The organism is Antrihabitans stalagmiti (assembly GCF_016482825.1).
Lineage (GTDB): Bacteria > Actinomycetota > Actinomycetes > Mycobacteriales > Mycobacteriaceae > Antrihabitans > Antrihabitans stalagmiti.
The window spans coordinates 335,067-361,478 of record NZ_JAEMNV010000002.1 but is presented as its reverse complement, the minus strand read 5'-3'; the positions used below and the strand labels follow the sequence as shown (position 1 = coordinate 361,478).

The window sequence follows — 26,412 nt, the reverse complement described above, 5'->3', positions numbered from 1 at the left end:
ACCGTCGTGAGTCCGCAGCTGGCCGTCGTAACGGTGACCTATTCTCCCGGCGAGCATCTGGATCGTTTCGTAACTTCACTCGCTTCGTCCCTCGCCGGCGCCACCGACGAGTCGGTAGAGATCATCCTCGCCGACAACGGTTCGACCGACGGTTCACCCGAGCGCGCGGCGCAGACCTACGACAACGTGCGACTCCTCGACACCGGCGCGAACATCGGTTACGGCGGTGCGGTCAACCGCGCGGTCGCGGAGTTGGACCCCTCGATCGAGTTCGTCATCGTCGCCAATCCGGATGTCGAATGGCAGCCTGGCGCTGTCGCGGAGCTGCTCGCGGCCGCGCAGCGCTGGCCACGTGCGGGCTCGCTCGGACCCGTTGTCCGTGAATTGGACGGCAGCGTGTACCCCTCGGCGCGGTCGGTGCCCGGATTGCTTTCGGGTGCAGGCCATGCGCTGCTCGGGACGGTGTGGCCGTCGAATCCGTGGACGCAGAGCTACCGACAGGAGAACGAAGCACTCAGCGAACGACCCGTCGGCTGGTTGTCGGGATCGTGTCTGCTGCTGCGGCGTTCGGCATTCGACTCCGTGAACGGCTTCGATTCCCGATACTTCATGTACATGGAGGACGTCGACCTCGGGGATCGGCTGACGAAGGCAGGGTGGCACAACATCTACGTACCGACCGCGGAGGTTGTGCACGCGAAGGGCCATGCGGCAGGACGTCATCCCGAGTTGATGCTCCCTGCCCACCACGAAAGCGCCTATCGCTTTCAGGCCGATCGGCATCCCGAGTGGTGGCAGGCGCCGCTGCGGCTCGCATTGAAGGCGGGGCTCGCGACCAGATCTCGAATTGCGGTTCGTTCAGCGTTGCGCGACCGCGCTACATCAGAAGACGCACGAGGAAAAGGAAGCAACGACGATGGCAGATAGCTCCGGCACAGATGCCGTGATTCTGGTCGGCGGTCTCGGCACCAGGCTGCGCCCGCTGACCTTGTCTGCACCGAAGCCGATGCTGCCGACGGCAGGACAGCCGTTTCTCGCGCATCTGCTCGCCCGCATCGCCGAGGCGGGCATCACCCATGTGATTCTCGGTACGTCGTTCAAGGCAGAGGTTTTCGAAGAGCATTTCGGTGACGGCTCGGAGTTGGGTCTGGAGATCGAATACGTCACCGAGACCAAGCCGCTCGGCACCGGTGGCGGTATTCGCAACGTGATGCCGAAGCTGCGTGCGGACAACGTGATGGTCTTCAACGGCGACGTCCTTGGCGGTACCGATCTCGGAGCCATCCTCGATACCCACGAGTCGACCAACGCCGATGTCACGCTGCACCTGGTTCGGGTCGGCGATCCGCGCGCGTTCGGTTGTGTGCCGACCGACGACGACGGACGTGTGACGGCATTCCTCGAGAAGACACAGGACCCGCCGACCGATCAGATCAACGCCGGTTGTTACGTGTTCCGGCGCGAAGTCATCGAGAAGATTCCGTCGGGTCGGCCGGTATCGGTCGAGCGTGAGGTGTTTCCCGCGCTGCTCACCGAGGGCGCACGGATCTATGCACACGTCGATTCGTCGTACTGGCGTGACATGGGAACGCCCGACGATTTCATCCAGGGATCGGCTGACCTGGTTCGTGGCATCGCGCCGTCGCCTGCCCTGCCAGGTCAACGTGGCGAATCACTCGTCCATCCAGGCGCCGGCATCGCTCCGGGTGCCCTGCTGATCGGCGGCACCGTCGTCGGTCGCGGTGCCGAGGTCGGGGCCGGTGCACGGCTCGACGGTGCGATCCTGTTCGACGGTGCGAAGGTCGAGGCCGGCGCACGGGTCGTCAGGTCGATCGTCGGGTTCGGTGCCAGGGTCGGTCCGCGCGCCCTCGTTCGCGATGCCGTCATCGGTGACGGGGCGAACGTCGGCGCACGTTGCGAGCTCATTCAGGGCGCGCGGGTCTGGCCAGGCGTCGACATTCCGGACGGCGGCATTCGGTTCTCCACCGACGTCTGACGGTCAGGAGGCTTCACGCATCGTCAGACCTTCGAGCGCGATGACGTATTCGTCGGCCACGTCGTCGTATCGGATGGTGTACCTCGTGGGGAAGTAGCCGGATTTCTGATACGCGCTCGGCTGCTTGATGTCCTGGGAGAGTGTGGGATTCGCCAGCAGATATTCGCGGGTGATCATCGGCTCGATGAACGTGTACCGACCGTCCCACACGCCGTTGATCAAGGTCTGCGTGAAGTCGTAGACGCCTGGCGTGAAATTGTCCGGCGAGTCGACCAGGTGCACGCCCATGCCCGGCACCGCTTGCTCGGCCACGGGCGGGCCTGGCAGCGGTCCGAAGTCCGTCGGAATGTATTTGGGATCGGGTAGTCGAGCGGCTTTCGCCGCATAGTCCGGATCGGCGGGATCGATCGAGGTTGCCGCCGACATGTCCGTCATATAGAAGTGCACGTCGAAATGTGGTTTCCCGAAAAGCGGCGGCGGTGCGTGGCCTTGACTGTTCCAGTTCATCATCACGTGGTCGAACACCGTTGCCGCTGCCTGGTCGGGAAAGTCGAGCATCAGCATCTTCGGCGGCACCTCGTCGGTGGTCGGTAGACCGTCCATCGTGCCTTTCGACAGTCGGACTCCGACCACCGTCGGATTGCCGTCGTCGTCGACGGTGGTGAAGGTTCGGGCCGTACCGTTGCCGATGTCGGCGGAGGGACCGTAGAACGTGTCGCTCGCGACCTCGGGGTCGTTGCTGCAGGCAGCGACCGAAATACACGTGCATGCAGCGAAAACAAGCCCCGCAACGCGGAGCAATCGTCGGGATGTCATGGTGTGCCACCTGGGAGGAGTGCCATTACTGCGGACCGCAGTTGTGCAATCAACGGTAAATCCCGATTGCGCGAATCGGAATCCCATAGAGGTGGCAAATTCGGTCTGTTCTCGGCCCTTTTTCAGGCAGTCGGCAGGCCGCGCTCGCGGGCGAGTCCGACGAGGTGGGCAATGCCGTCCGACCGAGCTGTTTCGGGCAACCTGTCGACCGGCCACCAGCGCAGATCGTCGGACTCGTCGCTCGCGACCGGTACGGCACCTGCGGGCGCACGAATCAGGAATCTGAGGTCGAGGTGTCGGGTCGGCACGCCGAGCGAGCAGGTGATCGGGTGGGTGTGGGCCGAAAGCAGTACCGGGTCGATGACAAGGCCCGTCATTCCGGATTCTTCGGTGGCCTCGCGCATCGCCGCGTCGAGAAGCGTGTCGTCCGATTCCTCGCAGTGACCACCTAGTTGGATCCAGCGCCCGACGCGCGGATGCAGTGTCAGCAACACATTGGCACCTGCGTCGTCCATGACGACCGCAGAGGCGGTGATATGGCCGGGCACGTGCTCGCGTAGACAACCGCGCGGAGCCGAGCCGAGGAACGCCAGCAGCGTATGTCGCAGCGACTCGTCCGCCGCTGACGAGGGTTGCCAGGACTCGAGGGTCGCGGTTGCGGTTGCGTGCAGCGACTCCGCGGTCACAGTTCGACCAAACTCGAGCCGGACGCACCGGGGGAGCGTGGTGTCGCAGGCTCGGTGCCGTACCCGACGGCGATTGCGCCTAGCGGTGCCCAATCGCCGGGAACCGCCAGTTCGGCGCGGACGACCTCGGGTGCGAAGATCGTCGACCCGATCCAGCAGCTGCCGATTCCCTTGGTAGCCAACGAAACAAGGAGACCCTGCACGGCCGCGCCGACGGCGACGGTGAACATCGTCTGCTCGGCTGCCTGCCTGCGTTGGTCGGGATAGGAGTGCGCGCCGTCGGGAACGCAGAACGGTACGACGATCTCCGGTGCGTGTAAGAGTATGTCGCCGCGGGCAATTCGACGCTCGATACGGTCGGCATCGAGTCCGTCGGCGGTGAGGTCGGCGCGCCATGCCGACCGCATCGCAGTCAACAACCGCGTTCTGACCTCCGGTGTGCGAATCCAGACGAAGCGAACCGGGCGTGTGTGGTGCGGTGCCGGTGCGGTGAGTGCCTCGGCGATCGCCGTTCGTAGCAGGTCGGGTGGAACGGGGTCGGTCGCGAAGGTGCGTACCGAGCGGCGCAGCAGGAGTGCCTCGTTGCGACCTTGTGCAAGAGCCTCTTCCGTGCCGAGCCAGAAGAGATCGTCGGGCCCGCGACGCAGCAGGGCGGCGGCGTTGGAGCCGTCGTCCTCGGTCCGCAGCCCGCGCAGCACGGCGACCGGTGTGGCACCGAGTTTGCCTTTGACGAGATCGGCGGCGGCGGCGATCTCGTCTGCGATGGCAACCTCTGTCACCTGAAGTTCGTTGCCCTGCCCGTCCTTTGCGCCGGCGTAGGCGTGCAGTACGGCAAGTCCGGACGAGCCGATCGCGGCGTCGGTCTGGCCGTTTCGCCAGGCGCGTCCCATCGTGTCGGTGATGACGACGGCGACGTCGACGCCGGTTCGAGTTCTGATGTCGGCTCGCAGCCGTGCCGCGCTGGAATCCGGATCGACTGGTAGCAAAGCAAGTTCGTTGGACTCGACGTTGGAGCCGTCGATGCCGGATGCGGCTTGCACGATACCGAGCCGATTCTCGGTGATGAGGGTTCGTCCTTTTCGCGCGAGAACGCGAACGGCTTCCTGGTCGACGAGTTTGCGCCGCGCAGCGTCACGTTCGTCGGGATCGGTCGGCGATTCGACGATGCGACCCTCGCATTTCGAGACGATTTTGCTCGTCACGACGAGGATGTCACCATCGACGAGCCAAGGAGCTTGGCGCGCAAGGTGTTCGGCAAGGTCGTCGCCGGGGCGGAATTCGGGGAGACCGCGGATGGGCAGGATGCGGATCTCGTCGGCCGAGCCGTGGTCGCGTTCGATGTCGTTGCCGGGTTCTGCGGTCACAGCGCTATCCCAGCCAAGTCCATTGCCGCGCGGACCATCTCGGCGGTGGTCGGCGGATCCGTCATCAGCAGCGGGACGCTACGGACCTCGACGCCGGGGACGTCGGCCGTGTCCGTCGAATGCACGAGCCAACCGTCGAGGATGCCGGTTGCGCTGCGCGCGCCGTAGTGTCGGCCGATCGCCTCCGCGGACGTTTCGACGCCGATCACGTCGAGGCATTCGTCGGCCATGCCGCGCAACGGCTTTCCGCCGATCACCGGTGACAACCCGACGACCTTCGCCGAGGTGGTGCGTAGCGCGCCTCTGATACCGGGCACCGAGAGGATGGCGCCGACGCTGACGACGGGGTTGGAAGGTGCGACGAACACCACATCGGAATTCTCTATGGCGTCGATCACACCGGGGCCTGGTTTGGCCTGTTCTGCCCCGACGTTGACGAAACCGTGGGTCTCGACCTTCGCGCGATACCGCACCCACCACTCCTGAAAATGGATCGCGCGCCGATTGTCGCCATCGTCGGGATCGGTGACGACCACGTGGGTTTCGTTGCGTTCGTCGGTTGCGGGCAGGAGTGCGACGCCGGGCTGCCACCGGTCGCACAACGCCTCGGTGACGGCGGAGAGGGGGTAGCCGGCACGCAGCATCTGGCTGCGGATCAAATGCGTTGCAAGATCGCGGTCGCCGAGTCCGAACCAATCGGGAACGGCCTTGTACGCCGCCAATTCCTCTTTGGCATGCCAGGTTTCGCCGATTCGTCCCCAGCCACGTTCGGTGTCGATGCCGCCGCCGAGGGTGTACATGCAGGTGTCGAGATCGGGGCAGATACGCATGCCGTGCATCCACACGTCGTCACCGACGTTCACTATCGCTGTGATTGCACCGGCGTCGCCGAGCAGGGCGCGGACGCCTTGCAAGAAACGGGCACCACCGACGCCGCCGACCAGAACGCTGACGCGGATGGGGCGGGTTGTATTCGTTTCCTCCGTCACGTCTGCAAAGCCTATGCGGCAGGCGTCGTGCCGTCGGACGCAGGGATCGGAGAAATCTCGAAACCGACAGATAGTAATGGAATTTCGCCGATAGCTTGACCATGACGGCGCGCGGCGTGTCTAATCACAAGTATGTCATTCAGCGCCTATGCAGCCGAAAGGCTTGTACCGCGCGAACATTCGAACAAACGTTCCAATAGGGGTGGCTGCAACAACCGGAACGTGGTTTCTTCCAGCAACGCTGTGGCTAATTACAACCTTGTGGTTAACTGCAGTAGGGCGGGGAAACCAACGAATCACACTTCCATCGGAGCCGATCCGGCGTCGATGGTGTCAATTATTCTGCGCTATTACAGGTGAGGAGGCGCAGCGATGGCCAACCAGCTGGGAGAGTTCGAAACTCCCTCTAGCAACGACGGCGACGCACCGCAAACCGATTCCGAAGCGGGCGCAGCACTTAGCGTCTGCGACGACGGCGGTTACGAGGTGGAGCAGGGCAGGCCCCAGCTCAGCCTCGTCGTCGACGGATTCGAAGAGCTGTACGAAGCTGCCGAAGACGATCAGTGGCAGGAGCGCGCCCTCTGCGCGCAGACCGATCCAGAGGCGTTCTTCCCCGAAAAGGGTGGTTCGACTCGAGAGGCCAAGCGAATTTGCCTGGGTTGCGAAGTACGGGACGAGTGCCTGGACTACGCGTTGGCCCACGACGAACGCTTCGGCATCTGGGGCGGTCTGTCGGAGCGGGAACGCCGACGCCTCAAACGCGGTATCGGTTAACGCGGTATCCGTTCAGGAGCGGTCTGCACGACGTGTGTCGCCGGAATTCGTTCGGGCGACACACCATGGCGGCTCACTCCGGTTCGGTGAGTCCTGGGTCGATGATGTCCGGCTCGACACCCAGGTAGGTCGCAACCTGCTGTACGAGAATGTCGTGCAGCAGGTCGACGAGATTTTCCGGATGTTTGGCGCGCAACTCCAGTGGCCTGCGAAACAGCACGACACGCGCCCTGGTTGCACTTCCTCGCCTGTCAACTCCGGCGGGAATCAAGCGAGACAACGGAACCGGACCATCGGCGACAACTTCGTCCGGCCAGGTCACCGACTCCATATCGAGCGGGCGAATCTTGGGGACATCGTCGACCGCGATGTCGAGTTTGGTCAGTCGCTCGTGCCAACGGGCATCGACCGGCGCGAAAGCCTCCAGCACCAACATGTCGAACTTCTCACCGCGGGTTCGCCACGCGGGAACCGAATTGGGAAGCACGGGACCACGCACACCGCGACCCCGTCGAGTGACGGACCGCGATGTCGTCGGTCGTCGTCGGATGCGCCCGCGTGCCATAACCGTGACACTACGGCCCTTGTTCACCGGTGTGTCCTGGCAGGGCAGCGGTCGGTCGGCGGCTAGTCTCACTAACTGTGAGAGCACTTCGTCGATGCTGCAGGCCTGGGTGTAAACACCCCGCCGTTGCGACGTTGACATACGTCTATTCCGACTCCACCGCAGTGGTCGGCCCGTTGGCGACCGTTGCCGAACCGCACTCATGGGATCTGTGCGAGATCCACGCGTCGCGGACCAGCGCCCCGAAGGGCTGGGAGATGGTTCGCCACGAGGGCGGCTACTCGACGTCGACGCCCGACGAAGACGATCTCGTCGCACTTGCCGAAGCCGTGCGCGAAGCGGGACTGCCACGCCATCTCGGCTCCGGCGATCATCTGCTCCGTGGCCGCACCGAGTTCACGTCGATCGATCCCCCCACGTCGGCTACGCCGCCGATCGCGCGCACGGGACGACGCGGACATCTTCGCGTTCTGCCCGACCCGAACTGAGCATCCTCCTCTGCTACTAGGCTGTCGGCGGTGACAATTGCGTCGCCGTGCTCGACCATCAGTCCATCGACAGCAGGAGCCTCATCCAGTGGCACGTTCCGCCGAATCCGTGAACGCCGTGATCAAGGCCTACGACGTCCGTGGCGTCATCGGTGAACAGATCGACGCCGATTTCGTCCGTGACGTCGGCGCGGCGTTCGCGCGCCTGATTCGCTCGGACGCCACGCGCGTCGTGATCGGGGGAGACATGCGTGATTCCTCTCCCGAACTGGCGGCAGCATTTGCGGCCGGTGTCGAAGCACAGGGCGTGGATGTCGTCCATATCGGACTTGCATCGACCGACCAGCTGTACTTCGCATCCGGGCACCTCGACTGCCCCGGCGCCATGTTCACAGCGAGCCACAACCCCGCGAAATACAACGGCATCAAGTTGTGTCGAGCCGGCGCGAAACCGGTCGGTCAAGCGACCGGTCTGGCCACCATCGCGCAGGAAGTCATCGACGGCGTGCCGACCTACGACGGTCCGGCGGGCTCGAGTACAACGCAGGATGTTCTCGAGGACTACGCGCAGTTCTTGCGCAAGCTCGTCGATCTGAGCGCGTTGCGGCCGTTGACGGTTGCGGTCGACGCAGGCAACGGGATGGGTGGTCACACGGTTCCGTCCGTCCTCGGGCCGCTGCCGCTGACGATCGAACCGCTGTTCTTCGAACTCGACGGCAATTTCCCGAATCACGAAGCCAATCCGCTCGATCCGAAGAATCTCGTCGACCTGCAATCCCACGTTCGCGAGACCGGCGCCGACATCGGACTTGCCTTCGACGGTGATGCCGACAGGTGCTTCGTCGTCGACGAGCGTGGCGAACCGGTGTCGCCGTCCGCGGTCACCGCTCTCGTCGCCGCGCGTGAGCTCGCGAAAGAGCCGGGCGCAACGATCATCCACAACCTCATCACCTCGCGTGCAGTGCCGGAGCTTGTGACGAAACTCGGCGGCAAGCCGGTGCGCACCCGCGTCGGGCACTCGTTCATCAAGCAGCAGATGGCCGACACCGGCGCAATTTTCGGTGGCGAGCACTCTGCGCACTACTACTTCCGTGACTTCTGGTGCGCAGACTCGGGCATGCTTGCCGCGTTGCACGTCCTTGCCGCACTTGGTGAGCAGGATCGGCCGCTGTCGGAACTGATGGCTGCCTACGAGACGTATTCGGCGTCCGGTGAGATCAATTCGACGGTTGCCGACGCTGCCGACCGCACCCGCGCGGTGGTCTCCGCGTTCACCGACCGGACCGCATCGGTGGACGAACTCGACGGCGTCACGGTGTCGCTGCAGGACGGTTCGTGGTTCAACCTGCGCGCGTCGAATACCGAACCGCTCCTTCGCCTCAACGTCGAAGCCGCGTCTGCCGACGAAGTAGACGCACTCGTGACCGAGATACTGACCATCGTTCGCGCGTAGCTGGAATAGTGGATCCAAGCAACTATTTCGACAACAAATCGACGTCGTCGTCTGCCCGTGAAAGGACGGTGTGCAACTTCTTATGACCGCTCCCTCACCGGTCTTCGATCTCGACGACGTCGATTCCCTCCTGGCGGCCGACGTCGGCGGCGCACTGCGGTCGGCCGCGCTCGGTGGCGCGCAGGTTCGTGCGACCGCAGCCGCAGTGAGCGAAGATTCGCTGATTCGGTTGACGGATCTCCGACCTCGGAGCGTTCTCTTCGTCACCGGCGCGGGTCGGGCGGCACGTGCCGCGGGCCTTGTCGTGGCTGCGCTCGGTGGCAGTGCGGGCCTGCCGGTCCTGCACGTCGACGAGACGCCACCGTGGGTCGGTCCACTCGATGTTGTCCTTGTCGCCGGTGACGATGCGGGCGATCCCAGGCTCGTCGAATCCGTTGACAAGGCATTGCGGCGTGGCGCCGAAGTTGTGATCGTCGCACCCGACGAGGGGCCGCTGCGCGCGGCCGGCGCGGGTCGAGCCTCGACCTTGCCACCGCGTGTTCCCGTCCTCGAACACAACACCCTCCTTCGCTACATTGCCGCTGGCATCGCGGTGCTCGCGATCGTCGACAAGGCGCGGTCGGCACCGTTTCTGCCGGACCTCGCCAGCCTTGCCGACCTACTCGATGCCGAAGCGGCGCACGATCATCCGAGCAACGAGGTGTTTCACAACCCGGCGAAAGCGCTTGCCTCTCGGATGCGCAACTGTGAAATCGTGCTCGCGGGCGACGACACCGCGCCTGCCGAATTGGCGCGGCATGCTTCCGAGGTGCTGCTGCGGTGCGCGGGAACGATAGCGGCGGCAGGCGATCTCTCCGACGTCGTCGGCGCGGCCGCGATGCTCGCGCAGGGTGATTCGGGTGGGGGCGCGGATTTCGACCCCTTCTTTCACGACGAGCAGCTCGACGGTCCGCCGCCGCGTAATCGAGTGCGGGTGTTCGTCGTCAGCACGGAGCCGGAACGTCGGATCGCCGAACGTCGGATCGCCGTCTTCGCCGATGCTCAACTCGTCGCCGTCGATCCTGAAGAAGCTGCGCGTGCCGATGGTGGAGTGCCGCCGCCGAGTCGGTCGGGCAGAGAGCTCGAACACCTTGCGATACTGGCGGTTCGGCTGGAAATGGCTGCCGCGTACGTGCAGTTGATGTCCGGCGCGGCACGCAGTTTCGGCGGAGGTCACTAGTGCACTTGTTGCGAGGTGCGCTGCGTAATTACGCGTGGGGATCGCGAACTGCACTCGCCGAACTGTGCGGTCGACCGGTGCCGTCGGTCCACCCGGAGGCCGAGATGTGGTTCGGAGCTCATCCAGCCGACCCCGCGCGACTGCTGATCGGTGACGACGCGGTGTCGCTGCTCGACGCCGTCGCAGCCGACCCCGTCCGCGAACTCGGCTCCGACGTTGCACCACGGTTCGGCAACAGGCTGCCGTTTCTGCTGAAATTGCTTGCGGCCGAGGAGCCCTTGTCGCTGCAGGCCCATCCGAGTGCGATCCAAGCGCGGGACGGTTTTGCGCGGGAGAACCGCGCTCGTGTGCCGATCGATGCTCCCACGCGCAACTATCGCGACGACAGCCCGAAGCCGGAACTTGTCGTAGCGCTCGACAGGTTCGAGGCGCTCGCTGGTTTCCGTGACCCGCACGCAACCATCGCTCTGTTCGCCGCGCTGGAGGTGCCCGCCCTGGCGAAATACAGCGCTCTGCTTGCAGGGCAACCTGATTCGTCCGGATTGCGGGCGCTGTTCACCACGTGGATCACCCTGCCAGAGCGGGCGTTGGCGACGTTGCTTCCCGAAGTGCTCGACGGCTGTGTCGCCTATCTGTCGGCGAGTCACGGTAGGGGGCAGTTCGGCAAAGAGGTCCGCACCGCGATAGAGCTTGCCGACACCTACCCCGGCGATGCAGGTGTGCTGTGTTCGCTGCTGCTCAATCGAATCACTCTGCAGCCGGGCGAAGGTCTCTACCTCGACGCCGGAAATCTGCATGCGTACCTGCGCGGTGTCGCGGTCGAAATCATGGCGAACTCCGACAACGTGTTGCGCGGTGGATTGACGCCCAAACACGTCGATGTCCCGGAACTGCTGCGGGTACTCGACTTCGAGCCGGTCGAGGTGCCGATCCTGCATCCGGGCGGCGCGGGCGGGGCTCGTCGGTATCCGACGCCCGCCGCCGAATTCGCGCTGTCGAGAATCGATCTCGACGCGACGAACCCAACGGCCGACGTCACTGTCGATGGACCGAACATCCTGCTGTGCACCAAGGGTTCGGTGCAGTTGCGTAGCGGCGATACAGTTCTGGAGCTTCGGCGCGGCGCTGCCGCGTGGGTGTCGGCGGCAGACGCGCACGTGTCGGTCACGACGTCGGAGGGCAATGCGCAGATGTTCTGCGCATCAGTCGGTCGAGCAGGCTAGCGTGATGCTCGCGCTGCACGACCGAAATGTCTGTGTAGCCGTTAGGCCTGAGTAGTCCGAGCCCGATCGACCAGCAGGAGGAGCGTCATGTCCGCAGGCGGTAGCAAGAAGGCGATCGTCGCGGCACTGACCGCGAACGCGGGTATCGCGGTGGCCAAGTTCGTCGGCTGGGCGATCACGGGATCGTCGTCGATGCTTGCCGAGGCCGTGCACTCCGTCGCGGACACGTCCAACCAGGGGCTGCTCCTACTCGGTCAGAAGCGCGCCGAGCGTGAAGCAGACAAGTTGCACCCGTTCGGTTACGGCCGCAGCAGGTACTTCTACTCCTTCGTTGTCGCGCTCGTGTTGTTCACTCTCGGTTCGATGTTCGCGATCTACGAGGGCATTCACAAGATTCAGCATCCGGAGGAGCTCACCAGCCCGGCTGTCGCGATCGGCATCCTCGTGATCGCCATCGGCCTCGAGACGTACAGCTTCATGACGGCCTACAAGGAGTCGAAGCCACTCAAGGGCAATGCGACCTGGTGGCAGTTCATCCGAAATTCGCGCAGCCCGGAACTGCCGGTGGTGCTGCTGGAAGACACCGGAGCGCTCGTCGGTCTGTTCCTCGCGTTGTTCGGTGTCAGCTTGACCGTCATCACCGACGAGCCCGTCTGGGACGGTGTCGGCACCCTCGCGATCGGGCTACTGCTCGGCGTCATCGCGGTGATCCTGATCATCGAGATGCACAGCCTCCTGATCGGAGAAGGTGCGACAGCCGACGAGGAGAGGCGCATTCTCGCGGGTCTCGCCGACGGCGAGGGGATCGAGCGCGTCATCCACCTCAAGACCCAGTACCTCGGTCCCGAAGAGATGTTGGTCGCAGCGAAGCTAGCCTTCGTACCCGGTCTCGACATCGCCGCCGTTGCGGCGGCGATCGACGAGGCCGAGGCCAGGGTGCGCAGTGAAGTCCCCTCGGTTCGGGCGATGTACCTCGAACCGGATCTCTATCGCACCGCGAAATAACTTCGGTCCCCACTTTCGTTCTGCGCAAGCGCCCTTGGCCATAGGCTCGGGGTTCAACACCGAGCAAGGAGGCCCGCTGTGGCGATCGACGACTCCGAAAAGTCTCCGTCGAAGCATTCGCTGTTCCGGACGAAGTCGGTAGAGCAGTCGATCGCCGACACCGACGAGCCGGATTCGAAACTCCGAAAAGACTTGACCGCTTGGGATCTCACGGTGTTCGGCGTCGCTGTCGTCATCGGAGCCGGCATCTTCACGCTCACCGCGCGGACCGCAGGTAACGTCGCGGGACCATCCGTATCGCTCGCGTTCGTGCTCGCGTCCATCGCCTGTGCGCTCGCCGCGCTGTGTTACGCGGAATTCGCGTCGACGGTGCCGGTGGCGGGCAGCGCGTACACGTTCTCCTATGCCACCTTCGGCGAGTTCGTCGCCTGGATCATCGGGTGGGACCTGATGTTGGAGTTCGCGCTCGCCGCATCGGTGGTCGCAAAAGGCTGGTCGCTTTATCTCGCCGAGGTGATCGGCACCTCCGCGCCGACGTTGTTCATCGGCAACCACGAGTTCGACTGGGGTGCCGTCCTGATCCTGCTTGTGCTCACAGGCTTGCTCGCGACGGGTACCAAGCTGTCCTCGCGGGTATCGGCGGTCATCACCGCTATCAAGATCGCGGTTGTCCTGCTCGTGATCGTCGTCGGTATCGGCTACATCAAGGCCGAGAACTACTCGCCCTACATTCCGCCGTCGCAGGGTGGCTCTGGCAAAGAAGGTATTCACCAGTCGCTGTTCTCCTACCTGACTGGTGCGGGGGACAGCACGTTCGGTCCCTACGGGCTGCTCGCGGCCGCAAGCTTGGTGTTCTTCGCTTTCATCGGCTTCGACATCGTCGCCACGACGGCCGAGGAGACCAAGGACCCGCAGCGCGCCCTACCACGCGGCATCCTAGCCTCGCTCGCGATCGTCACCGTGCTGTACGTCGCGGTCACGTTGGTCTTAACCGGGATGGTGCCCTACACCGATCTCGGCGGAGACAAGTCGACTCTCGCGACGGCTTTCTCGCTCAATGGCGTCGAATGGGCGAGCGACGTGATCTCGTTCGGTGCGCTGGCCGGCCTGACAACCGTGGTCATGGTGCTACTGCTCGGCCAGACGCGGGTCCTGTTCGCAATGTCGAGGGACGGTTTGCTGCCGCGTGGGCTCGCGCGCACGGGCAAACGCGGAACCCCGGTGCGAATCACGCTCATCGTCGGTGTCGTCTGCGCCGTTCTCGCAGGGATCGTTCCGATCGGCAAGCTCGAAGAGATGGTCAATATCGGCACGCTGTTCGCATTTGTGCTCGTATCGATCGGGGTGCTTGTGTTGCGCCGCACCCGGCCGGATCTATCCCGTGGCTTTCGAGTGCCGTGGGTCCCAGTGGTGCCGATCCTCGCGGTGCTTGCGTGCCTGTGGCTGATGCTGAACCTGAGTGTCGAGACGTGGTTGCGATTCCTGCTGTGGATGGCGCTCGGGTTCGCGGTGTACTTCCTCTACGGCTACAGACACTCCACACTGCGGAGAAGGTCGCATGACCAGTAAGTCTTTACAAAACCATCGGTTTGTCTAGACAGGGGACAACGCAACCTCTATTGTCAACGGTAGAAGTGTTCGACTTCACAACTGCGAGAACACGCCCGCTTGACTAGGAGACATCGATGTCTACGCATGTAGATCCGGCAACCGCCGACGCGCCCGCCACCGATTGGCGCGATACCAAGCGATACATGTGGCTATGGGGCCTCTTCGCCCCAGCCGGACTCTTCATCATCGGCTTACCGCTGATCATCGGCCTGAACGCGCTCGGCTGGCACGAGGTCGCACAGCTTCCGGTCTGGCTCGGCCCGATCCTCGTCTACGTCGTCATTCCCATCGCGGATATCTTCTTCGGACCCGACGGCAACAACCCGCCCGACGAAGTGATGGAGTACCTGGAAAACGACAGGTACTACCGCTACCTCACCTACCTGTACCTGCCGTTCCAGTACGCATCGCTGATCTTCGGCAGCTACCTGATCATGTCGGACAACCTCAGCTGGCTCGGCTTCGAAGGCCACGGTCTGCATGTGGCCAACAAGATCGGTCTCGCCATCACGATCGGCATGATTGCCGGCGTCGGTATCAACACCGCGCACGAACTCGGCCACAAGAAGGTCGACATGGAGCGCTGGCTCGCCCGTATCGCCCTTGCCCCGTCCTTCTACGGGCACTTCTACATCGAGCACAACCGTGGCCACCACGTCCGCGTCGCAACCCCTGAGGATCCGGCAAGCTCGCGTTTCGGCGAAAGCTTCTGGGCCTTCTGGCCGCGCACGGTCTCGGGTAGCTTCAAGTCCGGCTGGAAGCTCGAGAAGACTCGGCTTGCCCGCCTGAACAAGAGCCCGTGGAGCCTGCAGAACGAAGTCCTCACGTCCTGGCTGATGTCGGTCGTGTTGTTCGCGGCACTCACCGCAATCTTCGGTATCGGACTGCTGCCCTACCTGATTCTGTCGGCGATCATCGGGTTCAGCCTGCTGGAGTCGGTCAACTACCTCGAGCACTACGGACTGGTCCGGCAGAAGACCGCGAGTGGCCGCTACGAGCGTCCGGCGCCCGAGCACAGCTGGAACAGCGACCACATCGTCACCAACATCTTCCTGTACCACCTGCAGCGCCACAGCGACCATCACGCCTACCCGACCCGTCGCTACCAGACGCTGCGGAGCTGGGACGGTGCGCCGAACCTGCCGAGTGGCTACGCGAGCCTGATTCTGCTTGCCTACTTCCCGCCGCTGTGGCGCAAGGTCATGGATCCCCGCGTCCTCGCGCATTACGACGGCGACATCACCCGCGCCAACATCCACCCGCCGAAGCGCGAAAAGATTCTGGCTCGCTACGGGGTGGTCGAGGATCCGCAGGCGGCCGACAAATGAGCGCCTACAAGTGCCCGGTCTGTGACTATGTCTACGACGAAGCCAAAGGTGTGCCGCGGGAGGGCTTTCCGGCGGGCACCTCGTGGGATTCGATTCCGGACGACTGGTTTTGCCCCGATTGCGGCGTGCGTGACAAGGTCGACTTCGAGCCCGTCGGCGTAAGCCAGCCGAGCAACTCGTAGGAAAGGTTCTCGTTGTGAACGACTACAAGCTCTACCAGTGCGTCCAGTGCGGTTTCGAGTACGACGAAGCAGTTGGTTGGCCCGACGACGGTATCGAACCGGGTACCCGCTGGGACGACATCCCGGACGATTGGAGCTGCCCCGACTGTGGTGCGGCAAAGTCCGACTTCTTCATGGTCGAAATCGAACGCTCGTAACACGAGTCGGGTGATGTCAGTGCCCCCACGATTCACGCCTGCGACGATGTTGCGGGCGTGGATCGTTTCTTATCCGGGGTCGTCCGGGCACGGTGTCGTTGGTGGGCCTGCTGTGCGATCGAGTCGACGATGCGGTCTGGGCGAACTTCGACGATCCCCGGACCAGCGGGGTGAGTTGACTACGAGAACTGCCCATGAAACCGTCGCGGCATGTCGAACAGCGTGTCGAGAGTGCCCTATCAGGAAGCAGCGCGCTCGCTGCTACGTGATTCGGTCCTCGATTCGATGCGCGAGCTGCTCGGCGAACGCGACTGGAACAAGATCACCCTGTCCGATATCTCGAAGCGCGCGGGGGTCAGCAGGCAGACGCTCTACAACGAGTTCAATTCTCGGCTCGGGTTGACGCAGGCCTACGCGTTGCGACTCGCGGATCAGTTCGTCGATCACGTCGAGGGCGCCATCCGGTCCAACGAAGGTAATGTCCGCGCGGCCATCGCCGAGGGTCTGCAGGGCTTCTTCATGGACAGCGCATCGGAACCGTTGATCCTGTCGTTGCTCTCCGGTGACGTGAAGCCCGACCTGTTGCGGCTCATCACCCTCGATGCGGGTCCGTTGATCGTGCACGCCCGGACCCGGCTGGCCGATACGTTCCAGAACAGCTGGATCGATACCTCCCGCGCCAACGGCGAACGGCTGGCGACCGCGCTCGTGCGACTTGCGCTGAGCTACATCGGAATACCGCCGGAATCGTTCGTCGACGTGGCAGCCGACCTCGCCGCTCTCTTCGGTCCCTACGTCGACGAGGTCAGCGCAGCAGGCTGAGCGGCGCAGCACTGTTTAGCCGGGTGCGCTCCCCGCCTCCGCGACTTCTGCCGCTAGCCTTGCAAAGTACCGCCCTACCAGGAGAGGCAGATGACGACTTCAGTGGAAGCAACAACCCTGCAAGCCGACAGCCGCAACGGCATCGACTACAAGGTGGCCGATCTCGGTCTGGCCGAGTTCGGCCGCAAAGAGATTCGGCTCGCCGAACACGAAATGCCCGGCTTGATGGCGCTGCGCCGCGAATACGCGGAGGTGGCACCGCTGAAGGGCGCCCGGATCTCCGGATCGCTGCACATGACCATTCAGACCGCGGTTCTCATCGAAACGCTGGTCTCGCTCGGTGCCGAAGTTCGCTGGGCATCGTGCAACATCTTCTCGACCCAGGATCACGCGGCAGCTGCTGTCGTCGTCGGTCCGACAGGCACCGAGGAAGCCCCCGCGGGTACGCCCGTTTTCGCGTGGAAGGGCGAATCGCTCGAAGAGTACTGGTGGGCCGCCGAGCAGATGCTGACGTGGCCGGGTGAACCCGCCAACATGATCCTCGACGACGGTGGCGACGCCACGATGCTCGTCCTGCGCGGGGCACAGTTCGAGAAGGCAGGCGTCGTGCCGCCGAACGAAGACGATCATTCGGCCGAGTACAAGGTGTTCCTCAACTTGATCCGCAGCCGTTTCGAAACGGACAAGGGTAAGTGGACCGCGATCGCCGAAAGCGTTCAGGGTGTCACCGAAGAAACGACGACGGGCGTACTGCGGCTGTACCAGTTCGCCGCGTCCGGTGAACTCGTGTTCCCGGCGATCAACGTCAACGACTCCGTCACCAAGAGCAAGTTCGACAACAAGTACGGCACTCGGCACTCGCTGATCGACGGCATCAACCGTGGCACCGACGTTCTCATCGGTGGCAAGAAGGTGCTCGTCTGCGGTTACGGAGACGTCGGCAAGGGTTGTGCGGAATCGCTTGCGGGCCAGGGTGCACGCGTGCAGGTCACCGAGGTCGACCCCATCAACGCGCTACAGGCATTGATGGACGGCTACGACGTCGTCACGGTCGAGCAGGCGATCGGCGCTGCCGACATCGTCATCACTTCGACGGGTAACCAGGGCATCATCACCTTCGACCACATGAAGCAGATGAAGCACCAGGCGATCCTCGGCAACATCGGCCACTTCGACGACGAGATCGACATGGCGGGCCTCGAGCGCTCGCCCGACGTCACGCGCCTCAACATCAAGCCGCAGGTCGACCAGTGGACCTTCGCAGACGGCCATTCGATCATCGTGCTGTCCGAGGGCCGCCTGCTCAATCTCGGCAACGCCACCGGGCACCCGTCCTTCGTCATGAGCAACAGCTTCTCCAACCAGGTGATCGCGCAGATCGAACTGTGGACGAAGCCGGAGGAGTACGACAACGAGGTGTACCGCCTGCCCAAGGTGCTCGACGAGAAGGTCGCGCGCATTCACGTCGAGGCACTCGGTGGCACGCTCACCAAGCTGACCAAGGAGCAGGCCGAGTACATCGGTGTCGACGTCGAAGGCCCGTACAAGCCCGAGCACTACCGCTATTAGCGTTTAGTTGACGGGGCAGACCTTCCATCTCCCGTTCTCCCTTGTCAGGTTCTCGACGTCGGTCGACGTCCCGTCGTCGGCGCCGAGACCTGAGATCGTGGTGGTGACATCCGCCGTCGCGGTGGGTCCGTCGATCTCGATGTTCTCGATGCCGTCGACGGTGATCTCGTAGGAGTCGGCGTCGGGTTCGTCGACGAAGTCGCCGTTGTCGATCTGCTCTTGGTAGCGAGTGCGTGCATCGGTGCAGAACGACGTGATCGACGCAGCGAATCCGTCGTCGTCGACCTTCTGGTAGGCGGCGCGGATCGCGGCCTCGATCTGCTCGGCGTCCGTCGCGGCCTCGGTTGTCGGCGTTCCGCCGCCCGAGTCGTTGTCGTTCGCGATGACGGCGCCGACGATCCCGACGACGACCAGCAGCGCGAGGACGGCAACCACCGCCGCGATGATGCGGCCGTTGCCACGTCCTTGCGCCGGCCGACTCGGGCCAGGAGGTCCGGTCGGACCCGGCGGCCCGACGAACGGTCGCGGCGGGACGTTGTGAGGCGGGACGTTGTGGGGCGGGTTATTGTGCGGCACCGAGTGGTGTGGCGACGAGAGTGGTTGCTGTGGTTGCACATACGTAGGCTGTGAGATGGGGCGCCGCTGCGGCGCGACCGCGGTGGGCGGTGGGGTCGGCTGTGGGGTCGAGATGCGGTGTTGCGAATTCGGATCGGTTGGAACCTGCCGGATCACGGTCGGCGCGGTTCTGCCGGACAACGCCGCCGCTGCGGCGGCACCGAGTTCGCGGCACGATTGGAACCGGTCGGCTGGGTCTTTCGCCATCGCCCGGGCAATCACGGCGTCGAACGCGGGCGGCATCGCACGGTTGTATTCGGACGGATGCGGCGCAGGAGCCGTGACGTGGGCGTGCATCATCGCGACCGGGTTCGCTCGCACGAAAGGCACAGAGCCGGTGAGCATTTCGAACAACGTGCAGCCGAGCGCATAGACGTCGATCCGATGATCGATCGACCTGCCCTCGATCAGTTCGGGTGCGGCGTAGGCGATCGTCGCGAGAAACGAGCCGGTCGAGGTCAACGCCGTCGTGTCGTCGAGGGATCGCGCGATACCGAAATCGGTGACGAACACCTTGTCCGTGTCCTCGTCCGTCGAAATCAGCAGGTTCGCAGGTTTGACGTCACGGTGCAGCAGGCCGTTGCGGTGTGCGAAGTCGAGCCCCTTCGCCGCCTCGGCTGCGATGTGAACGGACCTGGCGAAAGGCAACGCCGACGGACCCTGTTCGATCAGTTGCGAGGCATCGACACCGTCCACGAACTGCATGGAGATCCACAGCCGATCGCCTTCGAGCCCGCGGTCGTGAATCGAGACGATGTTCTGGTGATCGAGCCGCGAGGTCAGTTCGGCTTCACGCTCGAACCGGGCGCGGAAGCTCTTGTCTGCCCCGAGCCCGGCGTCGAGGATCTTGAGTGCGTCCCGCCGCGGTAGCCGCGGGTGCTTGGCCAGATAGACCGCGCCCATTCCGCCTGTGCCAAGGCGCCGTTCGATCCGGTAACCGGCAAACGTCGATCCCGGCTCGAGGGCCACCATCCACCTCCATGTCGCATTCTGCTCGTACTTTCAGCATTCCGTGAGCAGATTCGTTGTGTTAACAGTCCCGGCCGACATCACTCGTTCGGGTCGTCGCACACCTTCCACTTGCCGCCCTCTTTGGCGAGGTACTCCTCGGTCATGTCGTCGAGGCTGGCATCGCTCTGACCGTCGAAGGTGACGGTTCCGGTCACGTCGGCGGTCGCGAGATCGCCGTCGATCCGAATGTTCTCGACCTTCTGGATGTCGAATTCCGCAGTGTCGAGCTGCTTTTCGGTGTCGGCGTCGACTTCTTTATCCGGGTCGTTGCGTGCCGCCGTGCAGGCGAGTTTCACGGCAGCGTTGTAACCCTTGCTCTCCCACGTGCTGTAGAAGGTCTTGATCGCCGACTCGATCTGTTCTTCGTCGCTTCCGGTCGTGTCGCCGGTTGCCGAGCTATCGCTGTCGTCGCCGGTGAGGAGCACGATGCCGACGACGGTGCCGATGACGAGCACGGCGGCGACGATCAGGCCGACGATCAGGCCGGTCTTGCTCTTGCGTGCAGGTGGTGGAAAGCCCTGCTGGCCGTATCCCGGCTGCTGACCCCAGGCTTGGGGACCCGGTTGCGGTTGCCCCCACGCCTGCGGACCCGGCTGCGGTTGTCCCCACGCCTGCGGAGCCGGCTGCTGACCCCACTGTTGCTGTGGATTGCCCGGCTGGTTGTACGGCTGTCCATCGCCCGGGCCGTTCGGTGGGTAGGTCACAGGTGTCCTTTACATTCGAGAGAGCATTTCTTGGTCAGCAGTATGACAACTGCCAGGCCGTTTCGCGCAGCAGGCTCGGGTCGCGACCAGTGCAGCCGTCCAGTTGTCCGTCGATCGCGTATCGTCTCGCCGAACAGACGTATCGACCTCCGGGGGAGTTGTGACGTATCCACCAAACGGTCCAGGTCAGGGGCCGTACAACCAAGGTCCGGGACAATTCGGGCCCGGACCGTACGGACCGAACGGGCCTGGGCAGTTCGGCCAGGGGCCAGGGCAGCAGTGGGGCGGACAACCAGGGCCGCAGGGTCCAGGTCAGCCGTATTTCGGGCAGGGCACTGCACCGCCGCCACGGAAACGCACCGGCTTCGTCGTCGGCGGAATTCTTGCCGCAGTCGTGCTGATCGGCGCCGTTGTTGCCGCCCTCGTGATTTTCACCGGCGGTGACGACAGCGACGACAGTGGCGGCACGACGACCACGAGCGCCAAGAGTGACGAGGAGCAGATCGAGGAAGTCCTCACAGCAGTGCTCGAGGCGCCCCGCGACGCCGAGTTGAACAAACTGTGCCGCGACCTCAAGCGCGAGATCGAGGACGAGCTCGAAGAATCGACGCGGTCGAGCGAACCTGACCCCGACGTGCAGGTCACCGGCGTCACCAATATCGAGATAGACGGCAACGACGCGACCGCCGACGTGATGGCAACCGTGAAGGGCGACGAAGAGGAACAGAACTTCTCGCTGAAGAAGGAAGGCGGCAAGTGGAAGTTCTGCGGCTGATCGCCCGGTCGCGGATCGCACAACCTATACGATTCGACACGTGCCCATGCTGATCACGATCGAGGGCGTCGACGGTGCTGGTAAACACACTTTGGCGCGTGGGCTCTGCGATGCCTGGACGGACTCGGGACTCGAAGTCCTCTCCATGGGTTTCCCGCGATACGGAGAGTCGATGCACGCCGACCTCGCAGCCGAAGCGTTGCAGGGCGAGCACGGCGATCTCGCGAGCAGCGTGTACGGCATGGCCGCGATGTTCGCCCTGGATCGCCACGATGCCGCGCGGGATCTACGCCGACTGATCAACCGCACCGACATCGTGCTGCTCGACCGATACGCCGCGTCGAACGCCGCCTACAGTGCCGCTCGTTTGCACGAGTCCGCGCAGGGCAAGGTGGTGGAGTGGGTCAAGGCACTCGAGTTCGAACGGTTCGCGATACCTGTTCCCGACGTCCAGCTGCTGCTGAACATTCCGGTCGCCGTCGCTGCAGCACGGGCGAAGAGCCGCGAACAGCTGGACGCGACCCGGCGGCGCGACTCCTACGAACTCGACGGCGACCTGCAGCAGCGGACTGCCGACGTCTACTCCGCGCTCGCCGCTGCCAACTGGGTGTCGCCGTGGCGGGTCGTCGACGGTGACGTCGATACGACTCAACTCGCCGCCCAGCTGGTCAATAAGCCGAGTGACCAGGTGGAAGTGACACCATAGAGAAATGAAGCCACGGATTCTGGTTGTCGACGACGATACGGCTCTCGCGGAAATGCTGACGATCGTCCTGCGCGGTGAGGGTTTCGAGCCCTTCGTCGTCGGGGACGGTACGCAAGCCCTTGCCGCGGTTCGCGAAACGAGACCCGATCTGGTCCTGCTCGACCTGATGCTTCCCGGTATGAACGGCATCGACGTGTGCCGCGTTCTGCGCGCCGATTCGGGTGTGCCGATCGTGATGCTCACGGCGAAGACCGACACGGTCGACGTGGTGCTCGGGTTGGAATCGGGCGCGGACGACTACATCATGAAGCCCTTCAAGCCGAAGGAGCTGGTCGCTCGCGTCCGCGCGCGGCTGCGTCGCACCGAGGAAGAACCGGCCGAGCTGCTCAGCATCGCCGACATCGTGATCGACGTTCCTGCGCACAAGGTCAGCCGCGGCGATCAGTTGATTTCGCTGACGCCGCTGGAATTCGATCTGCTCGTTGCTTTGGCGCGAAAGCCGCGACAGGTGTTCACTCGTGAGGTGTTGCTGGAACAGGTGTGGGGTTACCGGCACGCTGCCGATACCCGGCTCGTCAATGTCCACGTTCAGCGCCTGCGCGCCAAGGTCGAAAAGGATCCCGAGGTGCCCGAAGTTGTGTTGACTGTCAGGGGGGTCGGCTACAAGGCCGGACCGCCGTGATCAGTCTTTCCAGAATGCAGCGGCGGATCGACAGAACACTCGCTCCACTGCTGCGTTGGTTTCAACGTCTGAGCAATTCGCTCGGACACGCCTGGCGGCGTTCCCTGCAGCTGCGGGTCGTCGTCTCGACACTGACCTTGTCGCTGATCGTCATCACCATCCTCGGTGTCGTTCTCACCAGTCAGATCACCGATCGTCTGCTCGAAGCGAAGATCACTGCCGCGATCGAGGAAATGGATCGCGCGCGCAACACCGTTCAGGCTCAGCTTGCCGGCGCCGACGAGGGCAATACCCTGCGCAGCCGGCTCGACGACGCGAGTTCGGCGCTGACCAGCCGCGAGAACGACGCGGGTCAAGCTGCCGGTGCCGCAGGCACTTTCGACTCGGTCCTCATCGTGCCCGGCGACGGTGCACGACCGCAGACCGCTATCGGCCCCGACGATCAAATTCCGGGCACCTTGCGCCGTTTCGTGCAGCAGGGCCAGGTCAGCTACCAATTCTCGACTGTCTCCGATCCCGACGGCTACCGTGGCCCCGCGTTGATCGTCGGCAGTCCGACCGCATCCGACATCTCGACACTCGAGCTGTACCTGGTCTTCCCGCTCGCGAGTGAGGACCGCAGCCTGCAACTGATGCGTGGCACGTTGCTCATCGGCGGCGCCGTTCTACTCGTGCTGCTCGGCGCGATATCGATGCTCGTCGCCCGGCAGGTCGTCCTGCCGATCCGGTCGGCGTCCCGGATCGCCGTCAGATTCGCCGACGGCAGGCTCAAGGAACGAATGCCGGTGCGTGGTGAGGACGACATGGCTCGACTCGCCATGTCGTTCAACGAGATGGCCGAGAGCCTGTCGAAGCAGATCACGCAGCTCGAAGAGTTCGGAAATCTGCAGAAACGATTCACCTCCGACGTCAGTCACGAACTGCGAACCCCGCTGACCACGGTCCGAATGGCAGCGGACCTGATTCACGACGGCAGCGACGAACTGGATCCGGCGTTGCGGCGGTCCTCCGAGCTGCTCGTCACCGAGCTGGACCGGTTCGAAGCGCTACTCAACGACCTGCTCGAGATCAGCCGCCACGATGCCGGCGTCGCCGAGTTGTCGGGTGAGGCGCTCGATCTGCGGATGTGTGCACGAGCCGCGGTGTCGACGGTCCGCCATCTGGCTCGCGAGTCGTCGACCGAACTGATCCTCGACATGCCGGAGGAGCCGGTGATCGCCGAGGTCGATCCGCGCCGTGTCGAGCGAATCCTGAGAAATCTGCTCGCCAACGCGATCGATCACGGCGAGGGTCGCCCGGTGCTCGTGCGGTTACGCGCCAACGACGATGCCGCGGCGATCATCGTCCGAGATCAGGGCATCGGATTGCGTGCCGGTGAGGAGAAGCTCGTCTTCAACCGGTTCTGGCGGTCGGATCCCTCGCGTGTTCGGCGGTCCGGCGGAACCGGGCTCGGTCTTGCGATCAGCGTCGAAGACGCACATCTGCACGACGGCAAACTCGAAGCGTGGGGCGAACCCGGCCTCGGCTCCTGCTTCCGCCTTACGGTCCCACTCGTGCGTGGGCGCAAGGTGACGGGCAGTCCGCTCCCGCTCCGACCGGGAACGCGAAAGCATTTGCAAGGCAGGGGAATCGAAGGTCAGAGTGGCAGTTCGGTGCCATCGCTGGTCTCCGTTCCCGACCTCCCGAAGGCCGGTCCGTCGACCATGAGCGACACGTGATCGAACGCGGACTCGCAGCAACGTCCACAGGAAAGGTCGCGTTCAGGTTTCCGATGATGTCGACGTCACGATCGGCCTGCCTGGCCGCGGTACTGCTCACCCTCGTCTTCGTCGTGTCCGGCTGCGCAAGCCTGCCCGACACGTCGACGCCGGAGGCGATCGGAACGATCGGTCAGGAGCCTGCGGAACAGACGGCGCCACCACCTGCACCCGGTGCGGAACCGAGTCTGCTGTTGCGCAAGTTTTTCGAAGCGAGCACCGATCCGACCGACCGGCACGCAACCGCTAGGCAGTACCTGACCGGCGAACGAGCGCGGACCTGGGACGACGCAGCGTCGACGGTGATCGTCGACAAGGTCGACTTCCTGATCGAATCCCGCGACGACGACGTCGCCAACTACACCGTTCGGACCAACCGGGTCGGCGAGCTGCAGTCGGGCGGCAACTACGAGGCGCAGGAAGGCTCGTTCGAATTCAAGGTCCGTTTCGACCGGGTCGACGGTGAATGGCGAATCGCGGACATCCCCGACGGGGTGATGCTGGACCGACCGCTCTTCTTCAAGTCCTACAAAAATGTCGCGCTGTACTTCCTCGATCCGAGTGGCACGACGACCGTGCCCGACCTGCGCTGGATTCCGAGTCGCCAGGATCAGGTCGCCGCGCAGTTGATCGGTCTGCTGCTCGGCGGGCCGAAGCCTGCATTGGTTCCAGCCGTGCGCACCCAACTCGGTGAGAACGTGTCGCTGATCGGGCAGATCACAAAGGCCGACGGCCGGACCAGTTCGGTCGGCGTCGGTCCGGGCGGGGTGCGGATCGACCTGCAGGGCGTCTCGGAGTTGGATTCGACGAATCGGGTTCTCCTTGCGTCACAAGTGATCTGGTCGCTCGCGAATGCGGAGATATCGGGTCCGTACGTATTGCTCGCCGATGGCAAACCACTCGACGATCGGTACGCGAACGGGTGGACCACCGCCGACGTGGCAGACCTGAACCCGCTGTCGAAGTCGGGGTCCGACGTCGGGTTGCACGCATTGCGGGACGGGTCGCTCGTTGCCGTCCGCGACACCGGGGTCGTCGCAACTCCCGGTTACTTCGGTTCGGTGCGCAACGTGCGTTCCATCGCACTGTCGAACGACGGCAGCCTCGTCGCCGCGGTCGTCGATACCGGCAGACCCGCACCCGAACCAACCAACGCACTGATGGTCGGCACCTACGACGGCGGCGCCTTTCCCGTTGCCGAAGGTGGCACGATCTCCCGACCGTCGTGGGCGCCGCGGGACGGTTCGGCGTGGGCTGTCGTCGACGGTGTGCGAGTGACGCGTGCCGTCCGTGACCGGCAGACGAGTCAGGTTTCGGTCGTCGATGTCGAGGCCGATGCGGTGACCTCGCTCGGCCGGATCTCCGAACTTCGGTTGTCGCGTGACGGCGTTCGTGCGGCGATGATCATCGACGGCAAGGTGTACTTCGCGGTTGTCGTCGCACTTCAGAACGGGAACTATTCGTTGACGAGTCCGCGTCTGGTTCCGATCGGCGCTGGCAGCACGGCGACGTCGCTGGATTGGAGCAGTGGCGAGAACGTCGTCATCGCGCGGGCCTCGTCGGATGTGCCGGTCGTCCTCGTGACCGTCGACGGCGCGCGGTTGGAGATGTTGCCGAACCGGAACCTGACCGCACCCGTCGTCGCGGTGGATGCGACGCCGACCACCGAATATGTGGCCGATTCGCGATCGGTGTTCCAGTTGAACAACACGGACCCACCTGCGGAACGTTATTGGCGTGAGGTTCCTGGGCTCTCGGGAATCAAGGCGATTCCGGTTCTGCCTGGCTGAGGGCGCTTCGCGCCTCGTGAGTCTTTTCGGTGGTCGGGCCCGCCGAAAAGACTCACGAGCGGCGGAGCCGCCTTCCCCTGTCGGA

Annotated in this window: 26 protein-coding genes; 19 read left to right on the top strand and 7 right to left on the bottom strand. The window is 64.1% G+C overall.

Features of this window, described 5'->3' with window-relative positions; genetic code table 11:
- The first annotated feature begins 6 nt into the window (after positions 1-6).
- Positions 7-927, top strand: coding sequence for a glycosyltransferase family 2 protein (locus JGU71_RS05985; RefSeq protein WP_199703116.1), 921 nt, complete (start codon positions 7-9; stop codon positions 925-927).
- Positions 917-1,996, top strand: coding sequence for a mannose-1-phosphate guanylyltransferase (manB, locus tag JGU71_RS05980; RefSeq protein ID WP_199703115.1), 1,080 nt, complete (start codon positions 917-919; stop codon positions 1,994-1,996). The genes JGU71_RS05985 and manB overlap by 11 nt, the downstream gene beginning before the upstream one ends.
- 3 nt (positions 1,997-1,999) lie before the next feature.
- Here manB and JGU71_RS05975 read toward each other — a convergent pair whose 3' ends face one another.
- The 4 genes from JGU71_RS05975 to cofD form a co-directional block, all read right to left on the bottom strand.
- Positions 2,000-2,812: a DUF5602 domain-containing protein gene (locus JGU71_RS05975; protein WP_199703114.1), complete on the bottom strand. Its 813-nt coding sequence runs from the start codon at positions 2,810-2,812 to the stop codon at positions 2,000-2,002.
- A gap of 122 nt (positions 2,813-2,934) precedes the next feature.
- Positions 2,935-3,498 carry an NUDIX hydrolase gene (locus JGU71_RS05970; protein WP_199703113.1) on the bottom strand — a complete coding sequence of 188 codons (564 nt, stop codon included), beginning with the start codon at positions 3,496-3,498 and terminating at the stop codon, positions 2,935-2,937.
- Positions 3,495-4,862 (bottom strand): coenzyme F420-0:L-glutamate ligase, encoded by a 1,368-nt coding sequence (locus JGU71_RS05965; RefSeq protein WP_199703112.1) that lies wholly within the window; start codon positions 4,860-4,862, stop codon positions 3,495-3,497. The genes JGU71_RS05970 and JGU71_RS05965 overlap by 4 nt, the downstream gene beginning before the upstream one ends.
- Positions 4,859-5,821 (bottom strand): 2-phospho-L-lactate transferase, encoded by a 963-nt coding sequence (gene cofD / locus JGU71_RS05960; RefSeq protein WP_199703599.1) that lies wholly within the window; start codon positions 5,819-5,821, stop codon positions 4,859-4,861. Before cofD ends, JGU71_RS05965 begins: the two co-directional genes overlap by 4 nt.
- 567 nt (positions 5,822-6,388) lie before the next feature.
- On the opposite strand from cofD, the gene JGU71_RS05955 reads away from it, so the two are divergent.
- Positions 6,389-6,625 carry a WhiB family transcriptional regulator gene (locus tag JGU71_RS05955; protein WP_199703598.1) on the top strand — a complete coding sequence of 79 codons (237 nt, stop codon included), beginning with the start codon at positions 6,389-6,391 and terminating at the stop codon, positions 6,623-6,625.
- Positions 6,626-6,698: 73 nt separating this feature from the next.
- Here the strand turns inward: JGU71_RS05955 and JGU71_RS05950 are convergent, their stop codons facing one another.
- On the bottom strand, positions 6,699-7,190 hold the full coding sequence (locus tag JGU71_RS05950; protein WP_199703111.1) for a metallopeptidase family protein: 492 nt from the start codon (positions 7,188-7,190) through the stop codon (positions 6,699-6,701).
- A 77-nt stretch (positions 7,191-7,267) separates the two neighbouring features.
- Between JGU71_RS05950 and JGU71_RS05945 the strand changes: the two genes are divergently transcribed.
- The 11 genes from JGU71_RS05945 (at position 7,268) to ahcY (ending at position 18,287) form a co-directional block, all read left to right on the top strand.
- Positions 7,268-7,678, top strand: coding sequence for a DUF3499 domain-containing protein (locus tag JGU71_RS05945; RefSeq protein ID WP_199703110.1), 411 nt, complete (start codon positions 7,268-7,270; stop codon positions 7,676-7,678).
- Between the two features lie 88 nt (positions 7,679-7,766).
- Positions 7,767-9,131: a phosphomannomutase/phosphoglucomutase gene (locus JGU71_RS05940; RefSeq protein WP_199703109.1), complete on the top strand. Its 1,365-nt coding sequence runs from the start codon at positions 7,767-7,769 to the stop codon at positions 9,129-9,131.
- 82 nt (positions 9,132-9,213) lie between these two features.
- Positions 9,214-10,350: a tobH protein gene (locus tag JGU71_RS05935; RefSeq protein WP_199703108.1), complete on the top strand. Its 1,137-nt coding sequence runs from the start codon at positions 9,214-9,216 to the stop codon at positions 10,348-10,350.
- The gene (gene manA, locus JGU71_RS05930) at positions 10,350-11,573 is read left to right on the top strand and encodes a mannose-6-phosphate isomerase, class I (protein ID WP_199703107.1); all 1,224 of its coding nucleotides are present in this window, start codon (positions 10,350-10,352) and stop codon (positions 11,571-11,573) included. Before JGU71_RS05935 ends, manA begins: the two co-directional genes overlap by 1 nt.
- 87 nt (positions 11,574-11,660) lie before the next feature.
- Positions 11,661-12,578, top strand: coding sequence for a cation diffusion facilitator family transporter (locus JGU71_RS05925; RefSeq protein ID WP_199703106.1), 918 nt, complete (start codon positions 11,661-11,663; stop codon positions 12,576-12,578).
- A 78-nt stretch (positions 12,579-12,656) separates the two neighbouring features.
- Positions 12,657-14,147 carry an amino acid permease gene (locus JGU71_RS05920; protein ID WP_199703105.1) on the top strand — a complete coding sequence of 497 codons (1,491 nt, stop codon included), beginning with the start codon at positions 12,657-12,659 and terminating at the stop codon, positions 14,145-14,147.
- A gap of 116 nt (positions 14,148-14,263) precedes the next feature.
- The gene (locus tag JGU71_RS05915) at positions 14,264-15,517 is read left to right on the top strand and encodes an alkane 1-monooxygenase (RefSeq protein ID WP_199703104.1); all 1,254 of its coding nucleotides are present in this window, start codon (positions 14,264-14,266) and stop codon (positions 15,515-15,517) included.
- Positions 15,514-15,699 carry a rubredoxin gene (locus JGU71_RS05910; protein WP_199703103.1) on the top strand — a complete coding sequence of 62 codons (186 nt, stop codon included), beginning with the start codon at positions 15,514-15,516 and terminating at the stop codon, positions 15,697-15,699. Before JGU71_RS05915 ends, JGU71_RS05910 begins: the two co-directional genes overlap by 4 nt.
- A 14-nt stretch (positions 15,700-15,713) precedes the next feature.
- Positions 15,714-15,896 carry a rubredoxin gene (locus JGU71_RS05905; RefSeq protein ID WP_199703102.1) on the top strand — a complete coding sequence of 61 codons (183 nt, stop codon included), beginning with the start codon at positions 15,714-15,716 and terminating at the stop codon, positions 15,894-15,896.
- 210 nt (positions 15,897-16,106) lie between these two features.
- On the top strand, positions 16,107-16,718 hold the full coding sequence (locus tag JGU71_RS05900) for a TetR/AcrR family transcriptional regulator (protein WP_199703101.1): 612 nt from the start codon (positions 16,107-16,109) through the stop codon (positions 16,716-16,718).
- 90 nt (positions 16,719-16,808) lie between these two features.
- Positions 16,809-18,287, top strand: a complete 1,479-nt coding sequence (ahcY, locus tag JGU71_RS05895) for an adenosylhomocysteinase (protein ID WP_199703100.1) — start codon at positions 16,809-16,811, stop codon at positions 18,285-18,287.
- A gap of 3 nt (positions 18,288-18,290) precedes the next feature.
- Here ahcY and JGU71_RS05890 read toward each other — a convergent pair whose 3' ends face one another.
- Both JGU71_RS05890 and JGU71_RS05885 read right to left on the bottom strand, forming a co-directional pair.
- Positions 18,291-19,874 (bottom strand): serine/threonine-protein kinase, encoded by a 1,584-nt coding sequence (locus tag JGU71_RS05890; protein ID WP_199703099.1) that lies wholly within the window; start codon positions 19,872-19,874, stop codon positions 18,291-18,293.
- A gap of 77 nt (positions 19,875-19,951) precedes the next feature.
- Positions 19,952-20,617, bottom strand: a complete 666-nt coding sequence (locus JGU71_RS05885) for an Rv0361 family membrane protein (RefSeq protein WP_199703098.1) — start codon at positions 20,615-20,617, stop codon at positions 19,952-19,954.
- 160 nt (positions 20,618-20,777) lie between these two features.
- Between JGU71_RS05885 and JGU71_RS05880 the strand changes: the two genes are divergently transcribed.
- Genes JGU71_RS05880 through lpqB form a run of 5 tightly spaced genes read left to right on the top strand, consistent with a single transcriptional unit; the run spans position 20,778 to position 26,327 of the window.
- Entirely contained in the window at positions 20,778-21,392 is a 615-nt protein-coding gene (locus tag JGU71_RS05880) for an Rv0361 family membrane protein (protein WP_199703097.1), read from the top strand.
- Positions 21,393-21,438: 46 nt separating this feature from the next.
- Positions 21,439-22,098: a dTMP kinase gene (locus tag JGU71_RS05875; protein ID WP_199703597.1), complete on the top strand. Its 660-nt coding sequence runs from the start codon at positions 21,439-21,441 to the stop codon at positions 22,096-22,098.
- Positions 22,099-22,102: 4 nt separating this feature from the next.
- Positions 22,103-22,780: an MtrAB system response regulator MtrA gene (gene mtrA / locus JGU71_RS05870; RefSeq protein WP_199703096.1), complete on the top strand. Its 678-nt coding sequence runs from the start codon at positions 22,103-22,105 to the stop codon at positions 22,778-22,780.
- A 14-nt stretch (positions 22,781-22,794) separates the two neighbouring features.
- Positions 22,795-24,498: an MtrAB system histidine kinase MtrB gene (gene mtrB / locus JGU71_RS05865; RefSeq protein ID WP_199703095.1), complete on the top strand. Its 1,704-nt coding sequence runs from the start codon at positions 22,795-22,797 to the stop codon at positions 24,496-24,498.
- 56 nt (positions 24,499-24,554) lie between these two features.
- Positions 24,555-26,327 (top strand): MtrAB system accessory lipoprotein LpqB, encoded by a 1,773-nt coding sequence (lpqB, locus tag JGU71_RS05860; RefSeq protein WP_199703596.1) that lies wholly within the window; start codon positions 24,555-24,557, stop codon positions 26,325-26,327.
- Positions 26,328-26,412 lie beyond the last annotated feature (85 nt).